Origin of the sequence: Flavobacterium sp. J372, from assembly GCF_024699965.1 — a bacterium.
Lineage (GTDB): Bacteria > Bacteroidota > Bacteroidia > Flavobacteriales > Flavobacteriaceae > Flavobacterium.
This window is the reverse complement of the sequence record NZ_JAJOMZ010000005.1, coordinates 24,572-47,352: the sequence shown is the minus strand read 5'-3', so window position 1 is coordinate 47,352 and position 22,781 is coordinate 24,572. Positions and strand designations below refer to the sequence as shown.

Sequence of the window (22,781 nt, the reverse complement as noted above, 5' to 3'; positions counted from 1 at the left end):
CAATTGAACTGAAATTTGCTGACTATATTACATTTATTGAAGGAAAGCTTGAAGGCTTTGATGCCGTTATTAAATAGGCAGCAACAATACCGCCCGCTATTTTGAATACTATTTTAAAGACAAGCCGGCTATCATCCGTAAGAACTGTAACCCCCGGTATAATGCTCACAGGCGATGAAACCAAAGAAGAGCCATAAAGCGCCGGGCGAAGATATTTTCAGGTATTTTGGCTTAGCCAGCCGTAATGTATCGTAAGTTGTTTGTGCCTGAAGGCTATGACTTTACAAAGTTTTTTGAAGGATGTAGGTAACACTTAAAAGATGTTATTGTTATGAGAAATAGATGTTAATAACTATGATTTATAACAAAAGTGTTTTTCTCCTGATGAGTAATTTCAAAATTCTTGATAAATGGCTTTTTTGACGATTAAGGAAGATACCGGCTATGGATCACCCATATCGAGTGTTTTTTACGAGTACGATGAAACGATGTGAAAGTTGCTTGAAAAATGAGGCTTGAAGCGTGGATTAATCAACCAATCGTAATGTGTTGTAAGTCAACCTAAGATACCCAATAAAAATAGCTTTTGGCTAAAGCTCAGCATCCACGTTTGGGACTATGCCGATAATGTGGATACAATTTCATTTCCGCCGTACTATAGCCGAATTATTATGATTTTTTTTCTGCGATATTTCTCCCGCATTTTGCGGAATTGGCACGCAATGAATTTAACTGTCTATTAACAGACAGAAAATTAAGAAGCAATTCCTCAGTGTGGGTCCTTCGGTCCTTCCTATGGCGGGAGGTTTTTAAAAGCGCAGTAGCTGTAAATCTGATTCTTAACGGTGCAGAAGTATCTCACTTCTTGAACCATCGCAACCCGCAGTTAAAGATTTTGCAAAAAGTACAATGGACTACGCCCGTGCTCTGCCTCCTGGTTCTATGGGCCTTGAGGCGAAAGGCCATCAGCATTTATTTCTTGCTAACCATGTGCTTGATTCTGAACTCAGTGGGTACCTTACAAACTCAGAATTGAAAACCAAAGCAAAGTGGTCTGATCTCTGATACTGGCAAATTCGGGCTGAAGAAAGCAACAATTGAAAAAAATAGTTTCACTCTGGGCAACATGTGAGATTTGTAGTATCTTCAAAATAGACAATTACAACTCCATATCCCGAAAGAATTATAACATTCCAATATTAAGATTATTTCCATTGTACCTGGATTATATCACCATTTTCAAGTAATTTTAGATGTCTGGTTTTCTTCCTAAAACAAATGTTTGAACTAAGTGCGATATGACGGGACGATTTTATGAGCCAGATTTTTTAAGTTCGAATTGATATTGATACAGCAGGAGGTCAGAAAAATATAAATCATCGGTACTTTCAACAATTGCCTTTATAGAAAAGAAAGATTTTATTTGGAAAAGAATTTCAAATATTCCGGGAATTACTTGGACCTCTGGCGCTAAGTACATCTAATGCGCCAAATAATGCACAACACAACCATCTCAAGTTTCCGCAGTGGCTACATCCCATCCCCACCCTTCAATGGTTAAAGGCTAATGGCGCGGGTATTTTCAGCTATGGAAAAACGAAACACCTCTAAAAAGCAGAACTGATATACAAAGAAATTGAATCGTAACCCGCCATTTGTTGGTACTAAGAAAAAGAAGCATGACTGCCTCGAAAAACGAACTGCACCCTTCTACCAAAGATGCTTGAGGCAACACACCGAAACGTTTGATAAATTGTAGTCAGCACATATGGGCATCCTCAACCCAGGTCACGCAGAAGGGTTGGGCGATTTATGGGCGCCCATCTGCTAATCTACAGCGCGTGTTATTGAAAGCGCGCAGGTGCTTGTAAGATAGAACCTGAAAGCAAACGCGAATATAAACCATTGGAAAAGCTCAGCCTAGCCAATCACACTTAAGAGACAACAGCCATACATCAAAAAGAAGGGTAATCAGACCATAAATCTGAATCCAAACCTGAGAAACTGAAAATAGTTGAAGCAATGACTTTATTTCAAAAAAGGTATAGCTGTACTTGAAACAGCTTATTTTTGAATCATGGAACACCAAAAAAGAAGGGTAGAAACAGGGTGGAGCTAATCACAACTAACGCCAATGAACATCGAGCGCGAGCCACTGGTGCGCAGTGCTACAAAAGTACCCAAAAAATATATTATAGATGCATGTCCGGATCTGCACCTATTGGGTCAAAGTGGCGTAGGCATGGATAATATTATGTTGACTAGCGCCCTCGCTGAAAAGTATATATCCACTTTATTAAAAACACTCCTCGGGTCATCATCGCAGATCTCTGTTGCGGAGCTTGTGTCAAGGGCCACGATTCACCGTATACGCGCTTTACATGATGGGACAGAGGAATATGCCGTTCGGAGGCCGCTGATATTACTAATTTTAAAGGCCAAATAAGCTGCTTATGCTAATGGCATTGAGCCTTCGTGGCAAAAACTCTTGGTCATTATTGCTCTCTGCAAAAATAGGTCGCTCGGTAGCGCGAATTGCTTTAGGTCTTTAGCATGTGCGGGTTATAAAGATGAATAAGTCAGGGAGGCAACGCCGATTATACGGCCGGATTTCGCCAATGGCCAGTTCGGCTGGATAAGCAAGAGACAATCAATATCTGGGCCTGGAAGATATGGTCAGTATGGCAAGCTGATCTTATGAACACCGCAAATGTGGGTACTGTATACTGAGGTGATTTGTCAAGCTGAAATTAGTGGTACATAGAACCTATAAGGCCTGTTGATTTGTAAGGATGAATCAACGGATCACGCGGTGGCATTGATCGATACGCGAAGCTGTCCTGACGATGCACTTCGAGCCATGTAAAGCTGAGACGGTGCGGGCTCTTGATGTTTTGTATTATATAATCGGAAACCGGCAGTGGTGGTGTTGATGCAATCAAAAATGTTCCTCTTACACCCAGATTAATATTGAAAAAGCGTCTACGCTTGAAGCGCAGGACAGGATAGAAATACAGAACCTGTTTATGAGATAACAAGCCTGTTAAAAACTAATAATACTGAATCATGCCTTGCCGAAATATTATGAAGCGGCCTATTGAGTGCTTTTTGCCTGCTATTAGAAATAAAAATACAATATGACGGCGCGCACTAAGCCGGTAAATACCGGGCAAACGGGCAAACTAGTTTATTGTTCGTGGTGGATTTATGAAGGTTTCCTGGCAGGAAATGGCAATCGAAGATACAAAACTTAACTTCTTTTGAGAACGCAATGCATTGCAGGGTAAAGAAGCGGTAAGGCAACATATGGCAGAAGTTTGACAATGGACAAACGAAATTCACGTTAATCCAACTTAATTGCTGCTGTAACTTGCTGCACCACGGGCTACTAGCAGACAATATTAGAAAACTTGAATCCGGCCGGATAGCATCAATGATTATTCGTGATGGGGGGTTCATGATTCACGAACTGCAAAAACGGCTGAGTTAAAGCGCTTTTGTAATTGAAAAAGAGTAACAGACACTGACGCGCCAAATTTGATTTAAAAACGCGCCCACTGGCGCGCTTCTCGCTTTGTACTTTAAGGTAAACTTATCCAGTAATCATATCTTGAATGATTTGCGCCTTTGCCAATGATTTGAAAGAAGCTGGGCAACCTTGAATTCTTCAAACAGTAAACTGTCACAGGGCAAATGGTAGCGGGCTGCCAAAACGTGATGATCACTTACAGCCAAGCGATGAGCTGGAATGGGAAAATGTGACTTTGTTTGATAGGATCTGGGCTTGAATTTGGTTTGGTTTGGTCGGCAAACCCAAAGAGGTAGATTTCAAGGAACAGCATTATCTTGAAAATAAGAACATACTGATGGGTGACAGAGTGGAATAACCGCTTCAACCAGAATAACCGTTTTTAAGCGATATGCGTATAGAATATTTCTCAAATGAGAAATTTATGGTTATAAAGCGGAATTACATGCTCTACAATTACCTTGTTTACTTTCAACAGAAAACCAAGAGGCTTGGCGGAATGTGGTCCCAGAATTTGGGTTTTCAATAAGACACCAGCTGAAACACATTTTTGAGGCTAATTCTCTTATGGACACATAATGATTTATATGGAATCCGGAAAGAGTAAGGCTTTCTTTCTTCATTACTTTCTCCTGGTGTTTGAATGGCAAGAGTACATTTGCAAAAACTTATACCAGTAATGTCCGGCTTTGGATTAGTACTGAGTAGGTATAGCTTATCTTGAGCTTGAGCGACTGGAAGCCATCTGGAACCAGCCAAAAAAAGATTACAACCATATGCATACAATGCCAGGGCTCGTAATATCATTGCTGCTTGTTTTCCGTACAAATACGAGCTTAGGACCGCTGGTGGTAATGCCGCAACAACGTGGAAGCATTGGTAAAAAACATTTAATTTTGCATTGAAAGCTGGCAGTAATGCTGATTGAAAGAGTGATAAAGAGATTATGCGCAGTTGTATTCCCGCTTATGCTGAAATACTTAGATAAGCATTTGGAAAAACGAAGATATAAAACCACTGAAACTTTTCGATGATGCCATAACTCTCGGGAAAAGACCATGATAGCCTCAAGTCGAATCAGCTCGCTAAGAGTATTACCGGAAAACTCAATGAGTTTTACTTAGCAGGTAAAATAACAGAGTGACTAGGTTGGATCGTTACTTAATGCGGAATGTACAAATCATTTACCGACATCTGAGGTGCTTGTGAACGAATTAAGAACACGCCCATACCCTACTTTCACAGTAAGCATTCAATTAAGAAATTTATTTTCTTTGGCGTGACGGTGCGCTTTAGCCTTTGGGTATGTTCTCCAATTAGGGTATTATGTAGAAAAGGTTGTGGGCTTTATATTTTATGGGCTGATAAGCCTGAATTAATTGCCGAAGAAATTGAAGAACCATTTCCGGGCAATGATCCTAACGACCTGCCAACAAAAAAGATTGCATCCAATAGTAAAAAAGAATGTGGATGGAACTTCTGTGGCCAAAGCCAAGAAGCACAACAAAACAACAACCCTGGCAAAGATGCCAGCTGACGATAAAGTTGACAACAATGCGCACTATGATGATAAAGGCGCGGTAAACAACCTCGTGATGATGAGCGGGACCAAAAAAACAGCCTGATTTGACTGGGAACCGCCGAAGACAGCCGCACAGGCAGGAAACAAATAGGTGGCGTTTATTTTTGCTGAGAACTTGCGAAAATATCAGTGCCAGAAGCCCGTTACATATTTATGAGGAATTTTTTACTTATTTCTTGTTCTTTCGATGGCCCGCGTCGGTAATCAGCGTAGCCTGACACCCTGGCAAAGGCACCTGCTACAAATTTCAAAGCAAAAGAAACCTGGGAAAACAGCATCCTCCCCAAGCCTGAAGCGCCGAGAGTATTCTCGATATGAACTCCGCCTAAAGAAAGGAGTCCTGCTTGCCTTTAGGATTGAAAGCAATAAAGATGAGTCTAGTATGATGCAGCAGGATAAATAATTTGAGTACAACTTCCAAAGTAAGCCGCTAATACTTAGAGTAATCGTGTTACTATAAAACCAAAGTGCGGAGGAAAGTCTCTGAACGCCCATGATGGCGGCAACCGCAGGAGTTGGGGCGGGGGGGACAAAATCGCTATAGATGATAGCACTTTCAAGACGTAGATTTTCGGGTGCTGAAGATGGCGACATGATCAAAAGCATCGGGTAAAGGATGTAACGCGCGGTTATAAAATATTACGCCAAAGCGAAATCAGCTTCAGTCAATACAGGTAACATTTTGCAGCCCGGTTTCAACAAGGTGAGACGCGAGGCGCCTAATCAGGGCTTACTCCGTCCTAACACAGAGGACTTCAGGTGTATGTGATGAATCAAACTACTCCCAGCCAATGAATGGAACCTGGGCCACAGGATTTGAAAAAGCCATATTTGACATTCGTGAAGGAGTAAAAAATTATCTGAGCACCTAAGTCTCCTTTATTGTGCCAGCAACTACGTATCAATCTTAATTCTCGCCAGGTATTAACTCAACCAAAAAAGGAATTACCATGTAAAAAAATGAGAAATTCCAGGCAATATATAAATAATATTCCTGTAGTAAAATTGGAAGTCGGACTTCTAAAAGCGATGCACAAACCGGTAATAACCCGAGGGACACTTCAATGCCGGCAATAGCAACCATGAATTTGACGAAAGAAAAACAAATAAGGGGACGAAACAAAACGTAATAGCTGAGAAATAAACAAGCCATGGAAAGACAGCATCTCAGCTCTTTAAGCTAATCAATTTCGGATTAATTCTGTCGTATCTAAGAAAATATCTTGGAAATGATACCTTCACTCAACAGGCATCACTCAAGATCGCAACTCCTATAGCCACTCATTGCTTCGGTATAATCTGTGTTTACGTTTGAATCTTCGGCTTCTTCAGTTCTTTCAAACCACACTCTAAAAGGGGTGTAAAAACGCCAAAAAAATCAATAGCGTTAAAAACGAACAAATCTCAGCAAAGAGTATAATCTTTTCTTTCGGCGTTAGCTGTATCCTGCTATCGTCTGGCTTTTTAGAAACTTCTACCAGCTCCATAAATTACTTTTAACACCATAAATTGATAAAATATAACACTCGAAAGCTAAAGTCGCTAAAAATCCATGCTGGTGCAGAGGATTTTTTATTGCTAAGCGAGCTTAAAACCTCAGTAGCTGGGCGGCTTCTCTGAATCATTCATCGATATAGGGAACTCCTAATTATTCCTCGTCTCTTTTAAAGCGGTCGTTAATGAAGTCCATGGCTTCAACTGGGTTCATATCAGCAAGGTATTTCCCTCATGATCCACATACGCTGTATTGTCTTTTCATCAAGGAAGAAGGTCATCCCTCCTGGTGCTTGATGATGCCGGGTCAATAGCGAGGAAAATACGCTGTTGGCAATCTTCCTGTCAAGCTGAAGCTCCATGTTGCCGGTACCTTTAAATTCACCAAAGATAACCTCATCCATCTTAGAGCCGGTAACGGAAGGCGAAGTAGCAATGATACTAAGCGAGCCACCGTTCCTCGATATTACGAGGCCGCACCAAAGAAACGCTTAGGTTTTTGTAGCGCATTGGAAACAACACCACCGCTCAATACCTTACCCGATGCCGGCTGAACTGTGTTGTATGCATGTGCGCGGCGACGGTTATCGAGGTCACAGGTATCACGACATCATGCCCGCATTCTACAGGGCGCGTGGCTTTTTCAAGAACGATGTTGGCAAGCATACACGTCGGTCGGCAGGCTCATCAAAAGTTGGTGCGCAATAACCTCTCCCCTAACGCTGCGCTGCATATCGGTAACCTCTTCCGGCCGTTCATCAATTAGTCAAACGATAAAGATACACTGCAGGATGGTCGGCAGCTATTGGAATTGGCTATATCTTTCTTTAAGAGGTGGCATTTGTCCTTTACCAGTTTTAGGCTGGGCCACAATCATACCGCGCTGGCCCTTACCTATAGGCGAAAACAAGTCAATGATACGTGTGGATACAGAGCTCTGCCTGCCTGCAAGGTTAATTTCTCTTCAGGGAGCGGCGTAAGGTGTTCAAACCTGCAGCCTAGCTCGCGCAACTACCTGCGGGTCATGGCTATTTATTATTAAGCACCCTCTGACAAGCGGAAAATATTTCTCTCCTTCTTTTGGAGGGCTACCACACCTTTTACAGTATCACCGGTTTGGTAAGTCCGCAAAGGCGTATCAGTGAAGTTGACAGACAACTATCATCAGGAGAAAGCAAGTTAAGTTGTAATCACTTGAGCGCAGGGAAGCCATGAAACTCGTCTGGCATCATTTCCTGTACGCCTTCGCTTCCTATTATACCGTCAAACTCATAGTCTGGCTCGCACTAAATTGTAGTTCAGGTTGATTTTCAGCGTTGCGCTGCGGCGGCCTGGGTTTTCACGTTGCCGGCTGATTTTCCCTACCAGACTGGCTGTCTTTTGCCTGGGTTTGGCTCGCCCTTCATTATTTAAATATATCACGATGATTATGGTACTTCCGCCGGGTGGTTAGGGGTTGTTGGCATTAGCACGCTCAATCATAGCCTGCCTTTCCTCTTCCGTCAGTACACGTTTCTCTCTGGCCTGTTATCGTTATTATCAGCTTTTTGCTCTTGCCTGTTGTCACGATTTTTTTTGCTCTCAGGCAGTACTTTGTTTTCGTGCGGCTCTTCGTTTTGCGCTTGTTCAGCTACAGGAACAACATTTTCAGCCTCAGCCGGTTTTTTGATGATAATCCTTTCCTTTTGGCGTACGCTCTGTATTTTTAATTTCTGCAGGCGCTTCAGGAGCAATCACTTCAGTCGCAGGAGCATCTTTACTTATCCTTGCACGCTTAGGGCTTATCGGCAACAACTTTTCCCCTGCTTTTTCTTTTAGCGGTACAACCTTATCAGGGTTTGCAGCCTGGTGGTCAAGTATCTGGTAAACCAGTTCTTCTTTTTTAAACCCCTGTACTTACTGATATTGGCTTTCTTGGCAATTTCCTGAAGTTCAGGCAGCTTCATCCTTATTAATTCAGAAATTTCGAACATGTATAATTAAATGGTTAAATTAAAGGGTAATTTCAAAATGTGTGGGGAAGTAATTTTTTGAAAGGCAATGCTTCGCAGAATGAAGCACTTATGATTTTGTATGGCAATATTACGAATTAATTTTACTATCCAATAGCAATTATAAAAGAAAAACATATTTTTGTACAGCAAAACAGCAGGTATGATACAAAGAATACAGAGCGTTAACATGTTTGCGGCACTTATTGCCTCGGGTGTATTGCCTTTGTATTTCCATTATGGGTAACCAAAAGCGGCATGGAGTACTACTTTATGCTCAACCTTGCGTTTGTAGTTTTGTTCAGCTTCGAGCACCACGTTGTGCATCATCAGCATCTTTACTTATAAAAAGAGGCAAAAGCAGTTTGTAATGAACCGGCTGAACATATTGCTTAACTTGATTTTACTAGGCTTATTTATATACCAGTCACTAAATTTATCCGGAGAGACCGATCCTGAAAAGGTGGTTTCTAGAGAAGGGTATTGGGATGTTTCTTCCTATCATTTCTATCGTTTTCCTCAGCCTTGCCTAACAGGGCTGTAAAAAGGACGAAGATCTCGTAAAATCTGTTGACAGGCTTAGATAACTCTATTAACTTAGTTTTATTAGTGCGTAAAGAATCCGGAACCTGCCAGTTCCGGGATTTTTTTATTTTAACCCCTTTTCCCCAGCTCTATCACTTCAAGGTTTTGCACTTTGCCTTTCTCTACTTCAAATCGCAGCATAGTACGCACCTGGTGAAATCCTGATATGCCTGCCGCGCCGGGATTCATGTGCAGCAGATTCAGCTTCTGGCTCAAACTGCACTTTGAGTATATGTGAGTGTCCGCAGATAAACAGCCCCGGCGGGTTTGCTGTAATCTCGCTGCGTATAGCGGGACTGTACTTGCCCGGGTAGCCGCCAATGTGGGTAATCCATACATCAAGACCTTCACAATCAAAACGGTTATGCAACGGGAACTCAAGCCTTGCTTCACCATTATCTATAGTCCCGTAAACTGCCCTTAATGGCTTCTTTGATGGCATCGGTAACTTTCAGGTCACCGATATCACCTGCATGCCAAACCTCATCAGCCAGCTTTACATATTTTAATATAGTACCATCCATGTAACTGTGGGTATCGCTAAGCAGAAGGATTTTTTCATTTTCTTGGTTAAAGAGTAAAGCAAAGTTACATAGTTACAAAGTCATTTACACCACTTTTTTTAAAAACTGAAACTTTATTTCTCTGAAGCTTTGCAACTTTAACTTTGCGACTTATTGAGTATCTTTGCAAGTGCAACAAACACAGCCTTGAGATACTTCATAGAATTTGCTTATAACGGGAAAAATTACTGCGGATGGCAATACCAGCCTCATAGCCCGTCGGTACAGGAAACACTGAACAAAGCCCTATCTACCCTACTTCGGACGCAGATTGAAGAAGCAGGGGCGGGCCGTACCGATACAGGTGTTCATGCCCGCCAGATGTTTGCAATATTTTGATTATGGTGAGTGTTATAGACTCTGATTCGCTGACGCAAAACTGAACTCTTTTGCCGAAGGATATCGTCGTGTACCGGTTTATCCCGTTACATGATGATGCCCGGGCAAGGTTTGATGCTGTGAGCCGTACATATGAGTACCACAAATACATACTTTTAAAGATGCTTTTGACCACGAGGGCAGCTGGTATTTCTTTCATAAGCTGGATGTTGATGCCATGAACGAAGCCGCTAAAATACTTTTGAATATAGTGATTTCCAGTGTTTTTCTAAAACACATACCGATGTAAAAACGTACATTTGCGATAATAAAAAAGCGTACTGGGCACAGAATGGCAGCAAGCTGGTGTTTACAATAACTGCCGACCGTTTCCTGCGGAATATGGTGCGCAAGCAATTGTAGGGACATTGGTAAACATCGGGCTGGGAAAACATCTGTTGAAGACCTGAGAAAAAGACCATCGAAAGCGAGGACCGCAGCAATGCTGGCGCATCGCCAGCCTCTCGAATATGGGTTATATCTTACCAAAGTTGAATACCCTTACATTAAAAGCCGTTAGATTAATAATGAAAGCCAAAACATCATCATTTAAAAAAGTAATGCACTATGTTGCCCCTTACCGCTCGCGGTTTGCCTGGGTTATAGTTTTGCCATCACACTCTCTATATTCGCTGGGTACGTCCCTATTTACTTAAGCAAACAGTTGACAGCCATATTGTACAAAAAGACAGTACAGGACTGTTATTTTACATTATGCTCATGGCCGGGGTGCTTCTGCTTGAAGTAGCTTCGCAATACTATTTTACATATTAAATGAATTGGCTCGGGCAGGATATCGTGAAAGATATCCGTGAAAAACTGTTTCGCCACATCGGCGCTTTCCGTATGAAGTTTTATGACAATGAGCCTGTGGGTAAGCTGGTTACGCGTACTGCTTTCGATAGTGGAGTCGATAGCACGCATCTTCAGCCAGGGATTGTTTATGATCATCAGCGATTTGTTAAAAATGGTGGTTATCCTCGGTGTCATGTCTCTACATGAACTGGAAGCTTACCATCATCGTGTTGCTTGGGGCCATGCCGATATTGGTTTAGGCCACACGCATCTTCCAGAAGAAAATGAAAGGTGCTTTTGAGGAAGTCCGTACACAGGTAGCCAACCTAAATACCTTTGTGCAAGAGCGGGTTACAGGGATGAAGATTGTGCAGCTTTTTAACCGTGAAGATATTGAGTACGAAAAATTCAAGCAGATAAATAAAAAGCATAATGATGCCTGGCTGAAGAATATTCTTTTACAACTCTATCTTCTTCCCTATTGCTGATATCATCTCGTCGCTAACCCTTGGTTTCGTAATATGGTACGGGGGTATTAGTATCATCAACGGCGATAACATTACCACACCAGGTGACCTGTTTGCCTATACCATGTTCATCCCGATGCTGTTTAACCCACTGCGCCAGATTGCAGATAAGTTCAATGAATTGCAGATGGGTATCATCGCATCTGACCGTGTGTTTGAATTGTTGGAATCTGAAGGCCAGGTACAGAAAAACGGGACAATTGAGGCAACCCACTTTAAAGGTAACCTTGAGTTTAAAGATATTCGCTTCAGCTATATTGACGGTGAGGAAGTAATCAAAGGGATTAACCTTGCTGTACCTGCCGGGCAAACCGTGGCCATCGTAGGCTCAACCGGTGCGGGTAAATCTACCATCATTAACCTGCTGAACCGTTTCTACGAGATCAACAGCGGAACTATTACTATCGATGGGGACCAACATAGACGATTTTACCCTCGACAGCCTTAGAAAGCAAATAGGCATTGTGTTACAGGATGTATTCCTTTTTGCCGATACCATCCTCAACAATATCACCCTTTATGACCCCAACATAACCCGCGAACAGGTGGTTGCCGCGGCGAGGGCTATTGGTGTACATGACTTCATTAACAGCCTGCCGGGCGGTTATGAGTACAATGTAAAAGAACGCGGCGTGATGCTGTCGTCAGGCCAAAAGGCAGCTTATAGCGTTCCTTAGGGCTTACGTGAGTAATCCGAGTATATTGATTCTGGATGAGGCGACATCTTCTGTTGATACCTACAGCGAAGAACTGATCCGCAACGCCACGGAGAAAATCACCCAGGGGCGGACTTCAATCGTCATAGCCCACAGGCTTGCAACGGTAGTAAACGCTGATAAGATAATCGTAATGGACAAAGGCCGGATTGTTGAAGAAGGCCGCCATTATGAGCTTATCAACCGTGAGCAGGGCTATTACAAGAATTTGTATTATTCACAATTTGCGGTGGAAAGTGAAGGATAATCATCAAAAGTATAATTCATGGACAACCAGATCAAATCACTGCAAAATCAGATTCGACAACTTCGCCTTGCTTTATTAAGCCTGTCGGGAATATTAATTATTGCCATGTTAGCATCCTTTACATTTGAAAAAAATGATATTATACGAACGAAAGGAATAATCATAGAAGACGTAAATGGCAAGCCTTTTATAATGATGGGCAACCCAATACCAACGCATAAGCTTCGCGACAGGAAAGATACAATGGCAGGCCTTGTGTTTCTGGACGAAAAAGGCACTGACCGACTTTATATGGGAAAAGACGGAAAATTACAAATGGGCGGAAAACTTGAGGACCGAAATTCTGCAGGATGGTCTTATATCATTAATGACACTACAGGAGATGAAAGGGGTGGTTTTGGTTTCGCAGATGATGAAGACCGCATTGGCTTAGGGGCTTGATTATGGCGGAAAGGACGGTGGCGAGGCAATTTATCTATATGCTTCAAACGATATAGCGTACCTGCTTATGAATACTAATACTAATGACAGGGTAAGGCAGCGCGCAGTTTTATGGCATGAAACTAAAAATGATCTGACACAAATAAAAATAGGTGATAAAACAACTGATGAAAGGCTTGTATTGCGTACGGTAGGAGAAAAAGCTGTTATTTCTTATAAAGCTGACGGTAAAAACAAGAACATCCTGGAATAGTGAGGTGAAACTATCAAATTCACTTTTAACATTTTACCATAATCAAATAAATACCTATTTTCGTACGCATAAATTAAACCTGCAAATTACATTACCATGAAATACGATATTATAGTTTTAGGCAGCGGCCCCGGCGGATATGTTACAGCCATTAGGGCTTCACAGTTAGGCTTTAAAACAGCAGTTATAGAGAAAGAAAGCCTTGGCGGAATCTGCCTTAACTGGGGATGTATCCCTACCAAAGCGCTACTTAAAAGTGCACAGGTTTTTGATTACCTGAAGCATGCAAGTGATTACGGACTTACCGTTAAAGAATTTGACAAAGACTTTGGCGCCGTGATACAACGCAGCCGCGGCGTAGCTGACGGCATGAGCAAGGGTATACAGTTCCTTATGAAGAAAAACAAGATCGACGTTATCGAAGGCTTTGGCAAAGTGATGCCTGGTAAAAAAGTAAGCGTTGAGAAAGACGGCAAGAAAGAAGAATATTCAGCTGACCATATCATCATTGCGACAGGCGCACGCTCACGCGAATTGCCTAACCTGCCGCAGGATGGTAAAAAAGTAATTGGTTACCGCCAGGCAATGACGCTTCCTGAGCAGCCAAAATCAATGATAGTTGTTGGTTCAGGAGCTATTGGTGTTGAGTTTGCACATTTCTACAATTCAATGGGCACGCAGGTTACTATTGTTGAATTTATGCCAAACATCGTTCCGGTTGAAGATGAAGACATTTCAAAACAATTTGAGCGTTCGCTTAAAAAATCGGGCATAAACATTATGACCAATGCATCTGTTGAGAAGGTTGATACATCAGGCAACGGCGTGAAAGCTACCGTAAAGACAGCAAAAGGTGAAGAAATCCTTGAGGCTGATATATTGCTTTCTGCAGTAGGCATTAAGTCGAACATCGAGAACATAGGCCTTGAAGAAGTTGGCATCGCGACAGATAAAGATAAAGTTCTTGTAAATAAATATTACCAGACAAACATACCGGGTTACTACGCTATTGGCGACATCGTTCCGGGCCAGGCGCTTGCACACGTAGCTTCTGCTGAAGGTATTCTTTGTGTGGAGAAGATTGCCGGGCTGCACGTAGAGCCGCTTGATTATGGCAACATACCTGGCTGTACCTATGCAACACCAGAAATCGCTTCTGTCGGCCTTACAGAGAAACAAGCTAAAGAAAAAGGCTATGAGCTGAAGATTGGTAAATTCCCATTCACAGCTTCAGGTAAGGCAAAAGCTGCAGGAACACCAGATGGTTTCGTAAAGGTTATCTTTGACGCCAAGTACGGTGAGTGGCTTGGCTGCCATATGATTGGCGCCGGCGTAACCGATATGATTGCCGAAGCTGTTGTGGCGCGCAAGCTTGAAACTACAGGACATGAGATAATCAAGTCGGTTCACCCTCACCCTACCATGAGTGAAGCTATCATGGAAGCCGCTGCGGCTGCTTATGACGAGGTGATACATATATAGATTTAATATCTAAGATTTCAGAATTAAATCCGTTCTCATTGAGGGCGGATTTTTTTATGCAGTACTTAGAAAATAATTTGGTACTCTTTTCTAAATGCCTATTTTTGGAAAAACTTAACGTATGGCTCCAGCAAAATCAATTCAGCCCGCTGCAACAAAGCGTAACAAATATATAGCCTCGCTGCTGGCGTTAACCGTCGGAATTTTTGGGATACATCAATTTTACCTCGGCAACAAGAAAGTTGGGAAAGAATTTCTGTTCACTTGTATTTTCATAATCCCTATAATTCTTGCTTTTTTCAGGGTATTGGGTTATTATTCATGAGTCAGCAAAAGTTTGATGAAAAATACAATATGAAACATTGTATTGACTGCGATGAAGATTTGGGAATCATGTCAACTGAGACATACTGCTCAGACTGTGCACCGTCTTCTTCATCAGAAAAATTGTCTTTCAGATCAGGATGATAGTGATAGTGAGATTTATATCGATTCAAAAGGAAATTTAGTGAGCCGGACCGACATAAAAAAGAAAAACCAAAAATCGCTTAAAGTTTCACCAGCATCAACCAAAGAAACCCTTGATGACATTATGAAGGAGATGGATGAGCTTGTAGGCCTTGAAGGCGTGAAAGAAGAGATCAGTACACTTGTAAATTTCATAAAGGTTCAGAAACAAAGGGAAAAAGCAGGCCTGCAGTCTTCAACGTTATCTTACCATATGGTGTTTACAGGTAATCCGGGAACAGGTAAAACAACTGTAGCAAGAATAATTTCAAGAATATACAAGCAATTGGGAATATTAGACGGCGGGCATCTTACCGAAACAGACCGTTCTGGGCTTATTGCGGAATATGAAGGGCAAACCGCTGTAAAAGTGAATGATGTGGTTGATGCCGCTCTTGACGGTATTCTCTTTATTGATGAGGCTTATGCATTGAATCTTGGCCATAATGAAACTTACGGTAAAGAAGCAGTAGCAACGATTATTAAAAGAATGGAGGATGACCGCGAGAAACTTGTTGTGATACTTGCCGGCTACACTGGCGAGATGAAAACATTTATTGAAACAAATCCCGGATTTGAATCTAGGATAAACCGCTATATAAATTTCCCCTGATTACAAACCTGAAGACTTAGTTGAAATTTTTAAACGTCAGTGTGCGAAAGCCGATTATACACTGACATCTGATGCAGAAAACAAAGTTAAGGACGTTTTTGCGGCAGCTTATGCAGAGCGTGACCAATCATTTGGTAATGCCCGTTTTGCACGAAATGTGTTTGAAAATGCAATGGAACTTCAGTCAAACAGGCTGGCATCAGGCAGGAACCTCTCTAAAAGCGAACTTTGCACTCTTATACCCGAAGATATTGAGGCACCAATGAGCCTGGCATAATCACGAAAAAAGTATAAACAAATCTTAGCAGGATGTTATATTGCATCCTGCTTTTTTATTTTAACCATAACTTTATTAAAAAATGAAGCTATGGCGACAAAGACAAAAACAAAAAGAAAAAAGGCAGCACCAAAAAAATAAACTTGGTGTAAAAATTCATTAGTCAACAATATCAACGCGAGGAAAAAAAAAAACAAATCACGTTCAAAAAAGAAGTCTACCGTTTCTAAGAAGTCTTATAAGAACCTGAAAAACAATTGGGGCAAGCGCAAAACAAAAAAGAAAAGCAACAAGACGAAATCACGCAACAGGAAAACACGCAGCACTAAATCGCGTAAGAAAGCTAAATAGTTTTCAGGGCCTCAATCAGCAGGTCGATATCTTCTTTAGTATTATAATGACTAAAGGAAATCCGCAATGAAGGTTTTTTAAGGTCATCATCACAAAGTATTTCCTGTAATACATGAGACGGTTTTATGCCGCCCGACTGGCAAGCACTGCCACGGCTTACGGCTACACCTTTCATATCAAGCTGGAAGAGTATCATTGAGGTCTTTTCTTCCGGCAAAGGCAGCATGACATTGGCTATGTTATAAAACAACATCTCATGCCCCACTCCCTTGTCAGTGCCGTTTACTTTATATCCGGGGAAATGGTTATCCAGCTGCTCAAAAAGATAACCTTTAAGATTACTGATATGTTGTCTCTCAATGTCCAAATTAATGTAAGATAGCTCCAAAGCTTTGGCCATCCCCGCAATTTGGTGTACAGCTTCTGTACCGGCACGCAGGCCTTTTTCCTGCTCACCGCCTGCAATTATTGGCTGTATTCCTAAACCTTTCCTGATAAATGCAAAGCCAACACCTTTTGGCCCGTGAAATTTATGTGCACTGGCAGCAGCAAAATCTACCGGCAAGTCTTTAAAACTTATTTTTTCTTTGCCAAAAGTTTGAACCGTATCGGTATGAAACAGCGCATTATATTGCCTGCATAAATTACCAACAGCTTGTAGGTCTAAAACAACGCCAGTTTCATTATTTATATGCATCAAGCTCACCAGCGTAGGAATATTATCTGAAAGTAACGCTTCAAGATGTGAAAGTTCCGGTTGGCCTTTACTATCAAGCCTAACCATATTGACCTGCGTGCTGAATTCTCCAGCAACAAGTGCCACAGTATTTAGCACGGCATGGTGTTCAGCACGGCTCGTGATAATTCGTTTTACGCCAAGATTTCGTACCGCACTTTGTATTACCCAACTGTCGGCTTCAGTCCCGCCTGATGTAAAGATTATCTCTCCTGCATCTGCACCTACCAATGCGGCAATCTTCTTACGTGAAGCCTCCACAATTGTTTTAGCGCTCCCGCCAAAACTGTGTAGGATGACGGATTACCATATGCAGATGCCATTACTTCGGTCATTTCTGCAATCACTTCAGGCCGTAATGCAGTTGTTGATGCATTATCAAGATAAACTCTTTTCATGCTGCAAAATTACTGAAAAGAATTTACGTTATATATCGGTAAACAATGCGCTTAAAAACATTATTTTTGCTGAAAACAAAATTGAAAATGAAAAAGATATTTGGGCTTTTGCCATGCTGTTTCTGCTTACAGGCTGTGATGATGGCGATATAACTTTTAAATCATTCAACTTTACAAATGCTACGGCACAGGCATGTACAAACAGCGGCATCATATATAAAGTTCAGGGTAGCGAAGCGCTATTACTTCAGTTAGCTCCTAACACGCTTATAAATGCTGAAAATAAAAATGAAGTAGGTGATGATATTCCGAGAATGATTACCCTTGAGGCTCAAACACACTAGTCTATCGCACCTACAACGGCCCAGTGAGCTCTACAAGCATTTGCAGCGCTGTGCCACCCGCAAACCCAGCTGTAGTAGAAGAATATAGTGCACAGGCAGGTGGAATGCTTAGCATTATTACCAAAGCAGTTCGCAACAGTCAAAATGTACTCACAGGTTATAATCATGTCATCACAATCATTAATGCTACATTTAGCCGCGAAGAAGAATCAATCATTATTACTGATAATGTTTTTGGATCGTTTATAAGCCCTGTAACATACAGGTTTAGTTTTAAAGATGAGGCATCAACCGTTAGCCTTCAAAACTGCGATGGAAATCTTATCCCTGCCGGAAATGCCTTTATAGTTAATGGCGATGAGGCATTATTTTTCGACATTGAACCAGCGACATATCCGACCACTGACGGTGGAATAGCAGTTGTAAATTTTGGAATAGCAGGCGAGACACAGGAAATAATTTTTAATGAATATAGCGGCACCGCAGTGGCTACGTTATTTTGTGATGCTGTACCGCCTATAACACCGGTAGTTACAAAACAGTGGGAAGCAATAGCCGGCGAACTTAGAATTCAGACTAGTATAGTTGCAGGGGTGAGAGAGCACATATTTTTTCTCGATAATGTAACTTTCATGAATAGGGCTCAAAATGCAGAGCAGTTCACTATAAGTGCGACTGGCGGCTACAGGGTAGGAAAACTCACGGTTGCGAATTAGAATTACCTTTTAGGATTTTGTTTTATGTAGACCTGTAGTGCACCAAGGCCGTATTTTTGGTAATCAGCTTCGCTTACTATAATATTGTCATATCTGCCGAATAAGAATTCAAGTTCGGCTTTCAGCACACCTTCGCCAACGCCGTGTATAAAAACAACTTTGGGTATGCGGTTGGCAATGGCAAAGTCAAGCTGGCGCCTGGCTGTTTCAGACTGTAATGTAAGGATTTCATAATTGCTCATACCGCCTTTTTTCTTCACAAGCTTTTCAATATGAAGGTCAATCTCAAGGGTAATATCATCCTTACGGGATTTCTTCTCTTGTAAAACTGCGTTTTTTGGTTCTTTCTTTTTCCCGAAGCACAGCACCTAAACTCTTACCTTTAAACAAAGAACCTAAATCATTATCATTGTTTATTTTAATAAGTTCTGAAGCATCAAATTGAAGAAGAAAAACCTTCACCTAATTTCAAGCGTTACCTTTCCATTGCTGCACGACTTTACTACCCCGCTGAAAGAATCGTCAAGCACTGCCGCTTTATCCCCTATCTTAAACTTCTGTGTCGTCATTACGGTTGTTTTTACTTGGCACTTTGTTCATGAGCCTCATTATTCCCAACATAAATATAACTATACCACCAACCATTATGTATTTGTTGGGGTTTGTTTTGGATTGTTCATAGAGTGCCAGAAATGCACAGGCAAAGGGAATAACTGTCAGAAGAAAATTTTTCATATTTCAAAAAATACTACAATTCAAAACCATAAAAAAATCCCGGGCGCAAAACCGGATTTATATTGATAGAAATCAGAAATTACATATTTGCGCTTACATTGCTTGCAAAAAACACGGCCATAGCAATTATACCAACAATGTAACTCGCAATAACAATTATCATTACAATTCCTAAAAATTTGTAGTGCGACTTAAGATTTTCAAAGGCATCAGTAAGACTGTCGCTGTTGTTAGAGTTAAGAGCTTTTTTGGTGTTCGAAGCAAACTTAAAAAGGTAAAGCACCGGGAAAAAATACAGCAAAGCCAGGATAAAATAAATCCCGCCTAAAAGGGCCGGTGTAATGAATGACGACGCACCCAATCCGCCGCTCACTTAAGGCTCCGCCGGCTGCAAATACAAACAGTCCTGCCAGCACCATGAAAGCAATGCCAATAAAACCAATAATTGCTAAAAACATAGCCCACTTTGCGGCCGTCTTAAGGTAATCGCGTGCAGCTGCAGATACCTGTAATTCAAAAGAATCAAATGGTGAATTGTACTCCATAATTGGTTGGTTTGGTTATTAATAATTTGGGTTGATTATTTTTCAAATTCGGTAAGCGTCTCTGTAATGATACGTACACAGTCAAGAAGCTGCTCTTCATTCATTACCAACGGCGGTGCGAAACGGATAATATTACCATGCGTTGGTTTTGCCAACAAACCTTTTTCGCTCATAGCCATGCAAATATCCCAGGCTGTTGAGCTGTCTTCCGTGTCATTAATCACTATAGCGTTTAAAAGTCCTTTACCGCGTACCAGTTTTACTATATTGCTGTGGTTGCAGTACTGACTAAGTTTATCTCGGAACAAGCGCCCAAGCTTCTCTGCGTTCTCGGCAAGATTTTCTTTTTCAACAACTTCAAGTGCAGCAATGGCGACTGCTGCTGCTACAGGGTTACCCCCGAAAGTTGATCCGTGCTGGCCTGGCTTGATTACATTCATAATTTCGTCATTTGCCAGTACGGCCGACACAGGGTATGCTCCGCCCGACAATGCCTTGCCCAGTATCAGGATATCCGGCTGTACATCTTCATGGTTAACAGCCAATAGTTTACCTGTGCGTGCAATACCGGTTTGTACTTCATCAGCTATAAATAACACATTATGATTTTCGCATAGCTGTTTTGCTTTTGCAAGGTAACCTTCAGAAGGTACGTAAACACCGGCCTCGCCCTGTATAGGTTCTACAAGGAATCCTGCGATGTTTTCCTCAGATTTCAACACATTTTCAAGCGCATCAAGGTCATCATACGCAATTTTGATAAATCCGGCAGTATATGGCCCGAAGTTTTTTCTTGCGTTTTCATCATTGCTGAACGATATGATTGTGGTTGTACGCCCATGGAAATTATTTTCGCAAACAATGATTTTCGCTTCCTGTTCAGCAATGCCTTTACGTTCATAAGCCCATTTACGGCAAATCTTTATTGCGGTTTCAACGGCTTCAGCTCCGGTATTCATTGGCAGCACTTTGTCAAACCCAAAATATTTGGTGATATATTCTTCATAAACCCCAAGCTGGTCATTGTAAAATGCACGGGATGTAAGCGTAAGCTTTTGGGCCTGTGCAATCATTGCATTAATGATTTTAGGATGGCAATGCCCTTGGTTTACTGCAGAATATGCCGATAAAAAAATCGTAATATTTTTTCCCTTCAGCATCCCATACATATACTCCTTCACCCCTGCTTAGCACCACCGGCAGCGGATGGTAATTATGTGCACCGTACTTGTCTTCTAACGCAATTGCATCTTTTGAACCCAATGTTTCTAAAACCGACATTCTAAAAATAATTTTTATTCTTTGTATTAGCAATTCCTGCTTTTGGAGAGAAATCATCCGTATATGGTGCAAATTAATAAAAATTAAATTAAGCATTGTTTATTTTATATTAAATGCAATAAAAACCCCAACTAATGGGGTTTGCAAATCAAAAGGCAATATCATCGGCACTTGGGCCGTAACTGCCGGGAATAGGCACATCAAGCAGCCTGAGGTAAACTCCGAGCTGTGCCCTGTGGTGTATCGTTTGTGATATTGACATACGTATCACCTCATATTTAGTCTCCCTGCTATGGATGATGTCTCCGCTACGCAGTACCCATTCTTTACTAAGAAATTCTTCATCGGCAGTTTCAAGCGCTGCTTTTCCTTCTGCCAGGCAAGTTTCAAAAAAGTCAAGCAATTCACCCGTGCTGGCAACCTGCCTATGTTCGTATGGATTGTTTTCAAAATCAAGTCCATCTGTAGTCATCGTCATGGCAACCCAACCAGGAAGTTCTGCAAGGTGTACTGCAAGCCTCATTAGGCTCATGCTTTTCGGGTGCGGCTGCCAGTCAAACTTTTCTGCAGGAACGCGCGCCAGCATTTTACGGGTTGTTTTGGCTTCCTGCTCCAGTTCATTTAGCAATAATGCAACAATTTCAAAATTGGTAGTTTCCATAATATCAGTAGTTTATTTGTTATTATGGAACAAAGTTGCAACCGCGTAGTGACAACCCTATGTCAGCAGTTTTTGAAAGTGCATTTTTTTGCAGCATTTTTTCCAGAAGTTCTGCAACACGAATTTTAAGTGACTCAGGTTCAACTATTTCTCCATAATCAGCAAACATCATAAAATAGCGTGCAAGCCCGTCTTCAATGTGTTGGGATAAAAATGTCATCTCAACATAATCACCATCAATTCTTTCAGATACAAAACCGTGTCGGTGGCGACTTTCCTGCATGTATAAAGCCACTTTTTTTCAAGGCGTATTACTGCTTTCTGCATGGAAAGTGTTGATTTTTGTTTACTTTGGAGGTCATAATATGCTGACAGTGAAGTATCCTGGCTATGCGAAATTGAAGTTAACTGCACGCTCACAATCCTGTCGGCGCGGAACTGCCGGTATTCATTGCGAAGATGGCACCACGCAACAGTATACCAGTTTTCATATTCATGGAAAATCCCAATAGGCTCAACTAGCCGCTGACTGTCTTTTTCATTTCCAAACGCACGATATATAAGCTTTACAGCCCTTTTTTCAGCAATACCTTTAAGCAGAACATCCAAAACATTTACAGGAGGAGAATTATCACGCCTTTTGTTGTTAACGATTATATTGCTATCGAGATTTTCAAGCAGGTCTTTTTCTGTTCCGCGCAACACGGCTTTTATTTTAAACATAGCAGATGTGTAATGCTCTCCCAGCGTTTCATCTGTAAATTTTTCCATGAGCTTTTCTGCTGTAAGGAATGCCATTGCCTCTTCACGGGTAAACATTACAGGGGGCAGCCTGTAACCATCTACTAATGAATATCCTATACCTGCTTCGCCATACAGCGGAACTCCGGCTTCTTCAAGCGTACGTATGTCGCGATACACCGTCCGCAAGCTTATATCAAATCTCTCAGCCAAATCCTGAGCTTTTACAACTCGCTTGGATTGTAACTGGATAAGTATAGCGGTAATGCGGTCAAAGCGGTTCATTATTTTAA

The 22,781-nt window shown here is 41.6% G+C and carries 15 protein-coding genes and 9 pseudogenes; 13 read left to right on the top strand and 11 right to left on the bottom strand.

What is annotated here, in order from left to right; all coding sequences use genetic code 11:
- Nucleotides 1–4,742 precede the first annotated feature (4,742 nt).
- Nucleotides 4,743–4,913, top strand: a pseudogene (locus LRS05_RS17760) (hypothetical protein); the annotation flags it as partial.
- 58 nt (nt 4,914–4,971) lie between these two features.
- On the top strand, nt 4,972–5,154 hold the full coding sequence (locus LRS05_RS16580) for a hypothetical protein (RefSeq protein WP_257869316.1): 183 nt from the start codon (nt 4,972–4,974) through the stop codon (nt 5,152–5,154).
- Between the two features lie 1,601 nt (nt 5,155–6,755).
- Here the strand turns inward: LRS05_RS16580 and rho are convergent.
- The 3 genes and pseudogenes from rho to LRS05_RS16565 form a co-directional block, all read right to left on the bottom strand.
- Nucleotides 6,756–7,888: pseudogene (gene rho, locus LRS05_RS16575) on the bottom strand (transcription termination factor Rho); the annotation flags it as partial.
- Between the two features lie 370 nt (nt 7,889–8,258).
- A complete protein-coding gene (locus LRS05_RS16570; protein WP_257869333.1) occupies nt 8,259–8,396 on the bottom strand; it encodes a hypothetical protein in 138 nt (45 codons plus the stop codon).
- 23 nt (nt 8,397–8,419) lie between these two features.
- Nucleotides 8,420–8,578 (bottom strand): Rho termination factor N-terminal domain-containing protein, encoded by a 159-nt coding sequence (locus tag LRS05_RS16565; RefSeq protein ID WP_374707798.1) that lies wholly within the window; start codon nt 8,576–8,578, stop codon nt 8,420–8,422.
- Nucleotides 8,579–8,759: 181 nt separating this feature from the next.
- On the opposite strand from LRS05_RS16565, the pseudogene LRS05_RS17755 reads away from it, so the two are divergent.
- Nucleotides 8,760–9,129, top strand: a pseudogene (locus tag LRS05_RS17755) (DUF4293 family protein).
- 121 nt (nt 9,130–9,250) lie between these two features.
- Here the strand turns inward: LRS05_RS17755 and LRS05_RS16555 are convergent.
- A pseudogene (locus LRS05_RS16555) lies at nt 9,251–9,705 on the bottom strand (metallophosphoesterase).
- Nucleotides 9,706–9,891: 186 nt separating this feature from the next.
- Between LRS05_RS16555 and LRS05_RS17750 the strand changes: the two are divergent.
- The 8 genes and pseudogenes from LRS05_RS17750 (at nt 9,892) to LRS05_RS16520 (ending at nt 15,980) form a co-directional block, all read left to right on the top strand.
- A pseudogene (locus tag LRS05_RS17750) lies at nt 9,892–10,642 on the top strand (tRNA pseudouridine(38-40) synthase TruA).
- A 7-nt stretch (nt 10,643–10,649) separates the two neighbouring features.
- Nucleotides 10,650–12,407, top strand: a pseudogene (locus LRS05_RS16545) (ABC transporter ATP-binding protein).
- 18 nt (nt 12,408–12,425) lie between these two features.
- Complete coding sequence (locus LRS05_RS16540) at nt 12,426–12,848, top strand: hypothetical protein (RefSeq protein WP_257869315.1); 423 nt, start codon at nt 12,426–12,428, stop codon at nt 12,846–12,848.
- A 67-nt stretch (nt 12,849–12,915) separates the two neighbouring features.
- Nucleotides 12,916–13,101 (top strand): hypothetical protein, encoded by a 186-nt coding sequence (locus LRS05_RS16535; protein ID WP_257869314.1) that lies wholly within the window; start codon nt 12,916–12,918, stop codon nt 13,099–13,101.
- Nucleotides 13,102–13,197: 96 nt separating this feature from the next.
- On the top strand, nt 13,198–14,583 hold the full coding sequence (lpdA, locus tag LRS05_RS16530; protein ID WP_257869313.1) for a dihydrolipoyl dehydrogenase: 1,386 nt from the start codon (nt 13,198–13,200) through the stop codon (nt 14,581–14,583).
- 121 nt (nt 14,584–14,704) lie between these two features.
- Nucleotides 14,705–14,908 (top strand): NINE protein, encoded by a 204-nt coding sequence (locus tag LRS05_RS17745; RefSeq protein ID WP_374707797.1) that lies wholly within the window; start codon nt 14,705–14,707, stop codon nt 14,906–14,908.
- Between the two features lie 183 nt (nt 14,909–15,091).
- A complete protein-coding gene (locus LRS05_RS16525) occupies nt 15,092–15,703 on the top strand; it encodes an AAA family ATPase (RefSeq protein ID WP_257869312.1) in 612 nt (203 codons plus the stop codon).
- Complete coding sequence (locus tag LRS05_RS16520) at nt 15,693–15,980, top strand: hypothetical protein (RefSeq protein WP_308225061.1); 288 nt, start codon at nt 15,693–15,695, stop codon at nt 15,978–15,980. The genes LRS05_RS16525 and LRS05_RS16520 overlap by 11 nt, the downstream gene beginning before the upstream one ends.
- Before the next feature lie 343 nt (nt 15,981–16,323).
- On the opposite strand, the pseudogene LRS05_RS16515 reads toward LRS05_RS16520, so the two are convergent.
- Nucleotides 16,324–17,465 (bottom strand): annotated as a pseudogene (locus LRS05_RS16515) (cysteine desulfurase family protein).
- Here LRS05_RS16515 and LRS05_RS16510 point away from each other — a divergent pair.
- Together LRS05_RS16510 and LRS05_RS16505 are read left to right on the top strand one after the other, a co-directional pair.
- Nucleotides 17,438–17,809: a hypothetical protein gene (locus LRS05_RS16510; RefSeq protein ID WP_257869311.1), complete on the top strand. Its 372-nt coding sequence runs from the start codon at nt 17,438–17,440 to the stop codon at nt 17,807–17,809. The pseudogene LRS05_RS16515 and the gene LRS05_RS16510 overlap by 28 nt on opposite strands.
- A 23-nt stretch (nt 17,810–17,832) precedes the next feature.
- The gene (locus LRS05_RS16505) at nt 17,833–18,525 is read left to right on the top strand and encodes a hypothetical protein (RefSeq protein ID WP_257869310.1); all 693 of its coding nucleotides are present in this window, start codon (nt 17,833–17,835) and stop codon (nt 18,523–18,525) included.
- 2 nt (nt 18,526–18,527) lie between these two features.
- Here the strand turns inward: LRS05_RS16505 and LRS05_RS17450 are convergent, their stop codons facing one another.
- From LRS05_RS17450 to LRS05_RS16475, 6 genes and pseudogenes are all read right to left on the bottom strand, one after another.
- Nucleotides 18,528–18,893, bottom strand: coding sequence for a Smr/MutS family protein (locus LRS05_RS17450; protein ID WP_308225043.1), 366 nt, complete (start codon nt 18,891–18,893; stop codon nt 18,528–18,530).
- A gap of 446 nt (nt 18,894–19,339) precedes the next feature.
- A complete protein-coding gene (locus LRS05_RS16495; protein ID WP_257869309.1) occupies nt 19,340–19,543 on the bottom strand; it encodes a DUF5362 family protein in 204 nt (67 codons plus the stop codon).
- Nucleotides 19,527–19,805, bottom strand: coding sequence for a hypothetical protein (locus tag LRS05_RS16490; RefSeq protein WP_257869308.1), 279 nt, complete (start codon nt 19,803–19,805; stop codon nt 19,527–19,529). Before LRS05_RS16490 ends, LRS05_RS16495 begins: the two co-directional genes overlap by 17 nt.
- Nucleotides 19,806–19,840: 35 nt before the next feature.
- Nucleotides 19,841–21,086 (bottom strand): annotated as a pseudogene (rocD, locus tag LRS05_RS16485) (ornithine--oxo-acid transaminase).
- Between the two features lie 148 nt (nt 21,087–21,234).
- Nucleotides 21,235–21,747, bottom strand: a complete 513-nt coding sequence (locus LRS05_RS16480; protein WP_257868386.1) for a DinB family protein — start codon at nt 21,745–21,747, stop codon at nt 21,235–21,237.
- Between the two features lie 22 nt (nt 21,748–21,769).
- Nucleotides 21,770–22,773, bottom strand: a pseudogene (locus LRS05_RS16475) (helix-turn-helix transcriptional regulator).
- Between the last annotated feature and the right edge of the window lie 8 nt (nt 22,774–22,781).

Bases quoted from the DNA above. Each gene is read 5' to 3' on its own strand.
- LRS05_RS16565 (WP_374707798.1), bottom strand. From the start codon at position 8,578: ATGTTCGAAATTTCTGAATTAATAAGGATGAAGCTGCCTGAACTTCAG.
- LRS05_RS16540 (WP_257869315.1), top strand. From the start codon at position 12,426: ATGGACAACCAGATCAAATCACTGCAAAATCAGATTCGACAACTTCGC.
- LRS05_RS16535 (WP_257869314.1), top strand. From the start codon at position 12,916: ATGAATACTAATACTAATGACAGGGTAAGGCAGCGCGCAGTTTTATGG.
- lpdA (WP_257869313.1), top strand. From the start codon at position 13,198: ATGAAATACGATATTATAGTTTTAGGCAGCGGCCCCGGCGGATATGTT.
- LRS05_RS17745 (WP_374707797.1), top strand. From the start codon at position 14,705: ATGGCTCCAGCAAAATCAATTCAGCCCGCTGCAACAAAGCGTAACAAA.
- LRS05_RS16510 (WP_257869311.1), top strand. From the start codon at position 17,438: ATGCATTATCAAGATAAACTCTTTTCATGCTGCAAAATTACTGAAAAG.
- LRS05_RS16490 (WP_257869308.1), bottom strand. From the start codon at position 19,805: ATGGAGTACAATTCACCATTTGATTCTTTTGAATTACAGGTATCTGCA.
- LRS05_RS16480 (WP_257868386.1), bottom strand. From the start codon at position 21,747: ATGGAAACTACCAATTTTGAAATTGTTGCATTATTGCTAAATGAACTG.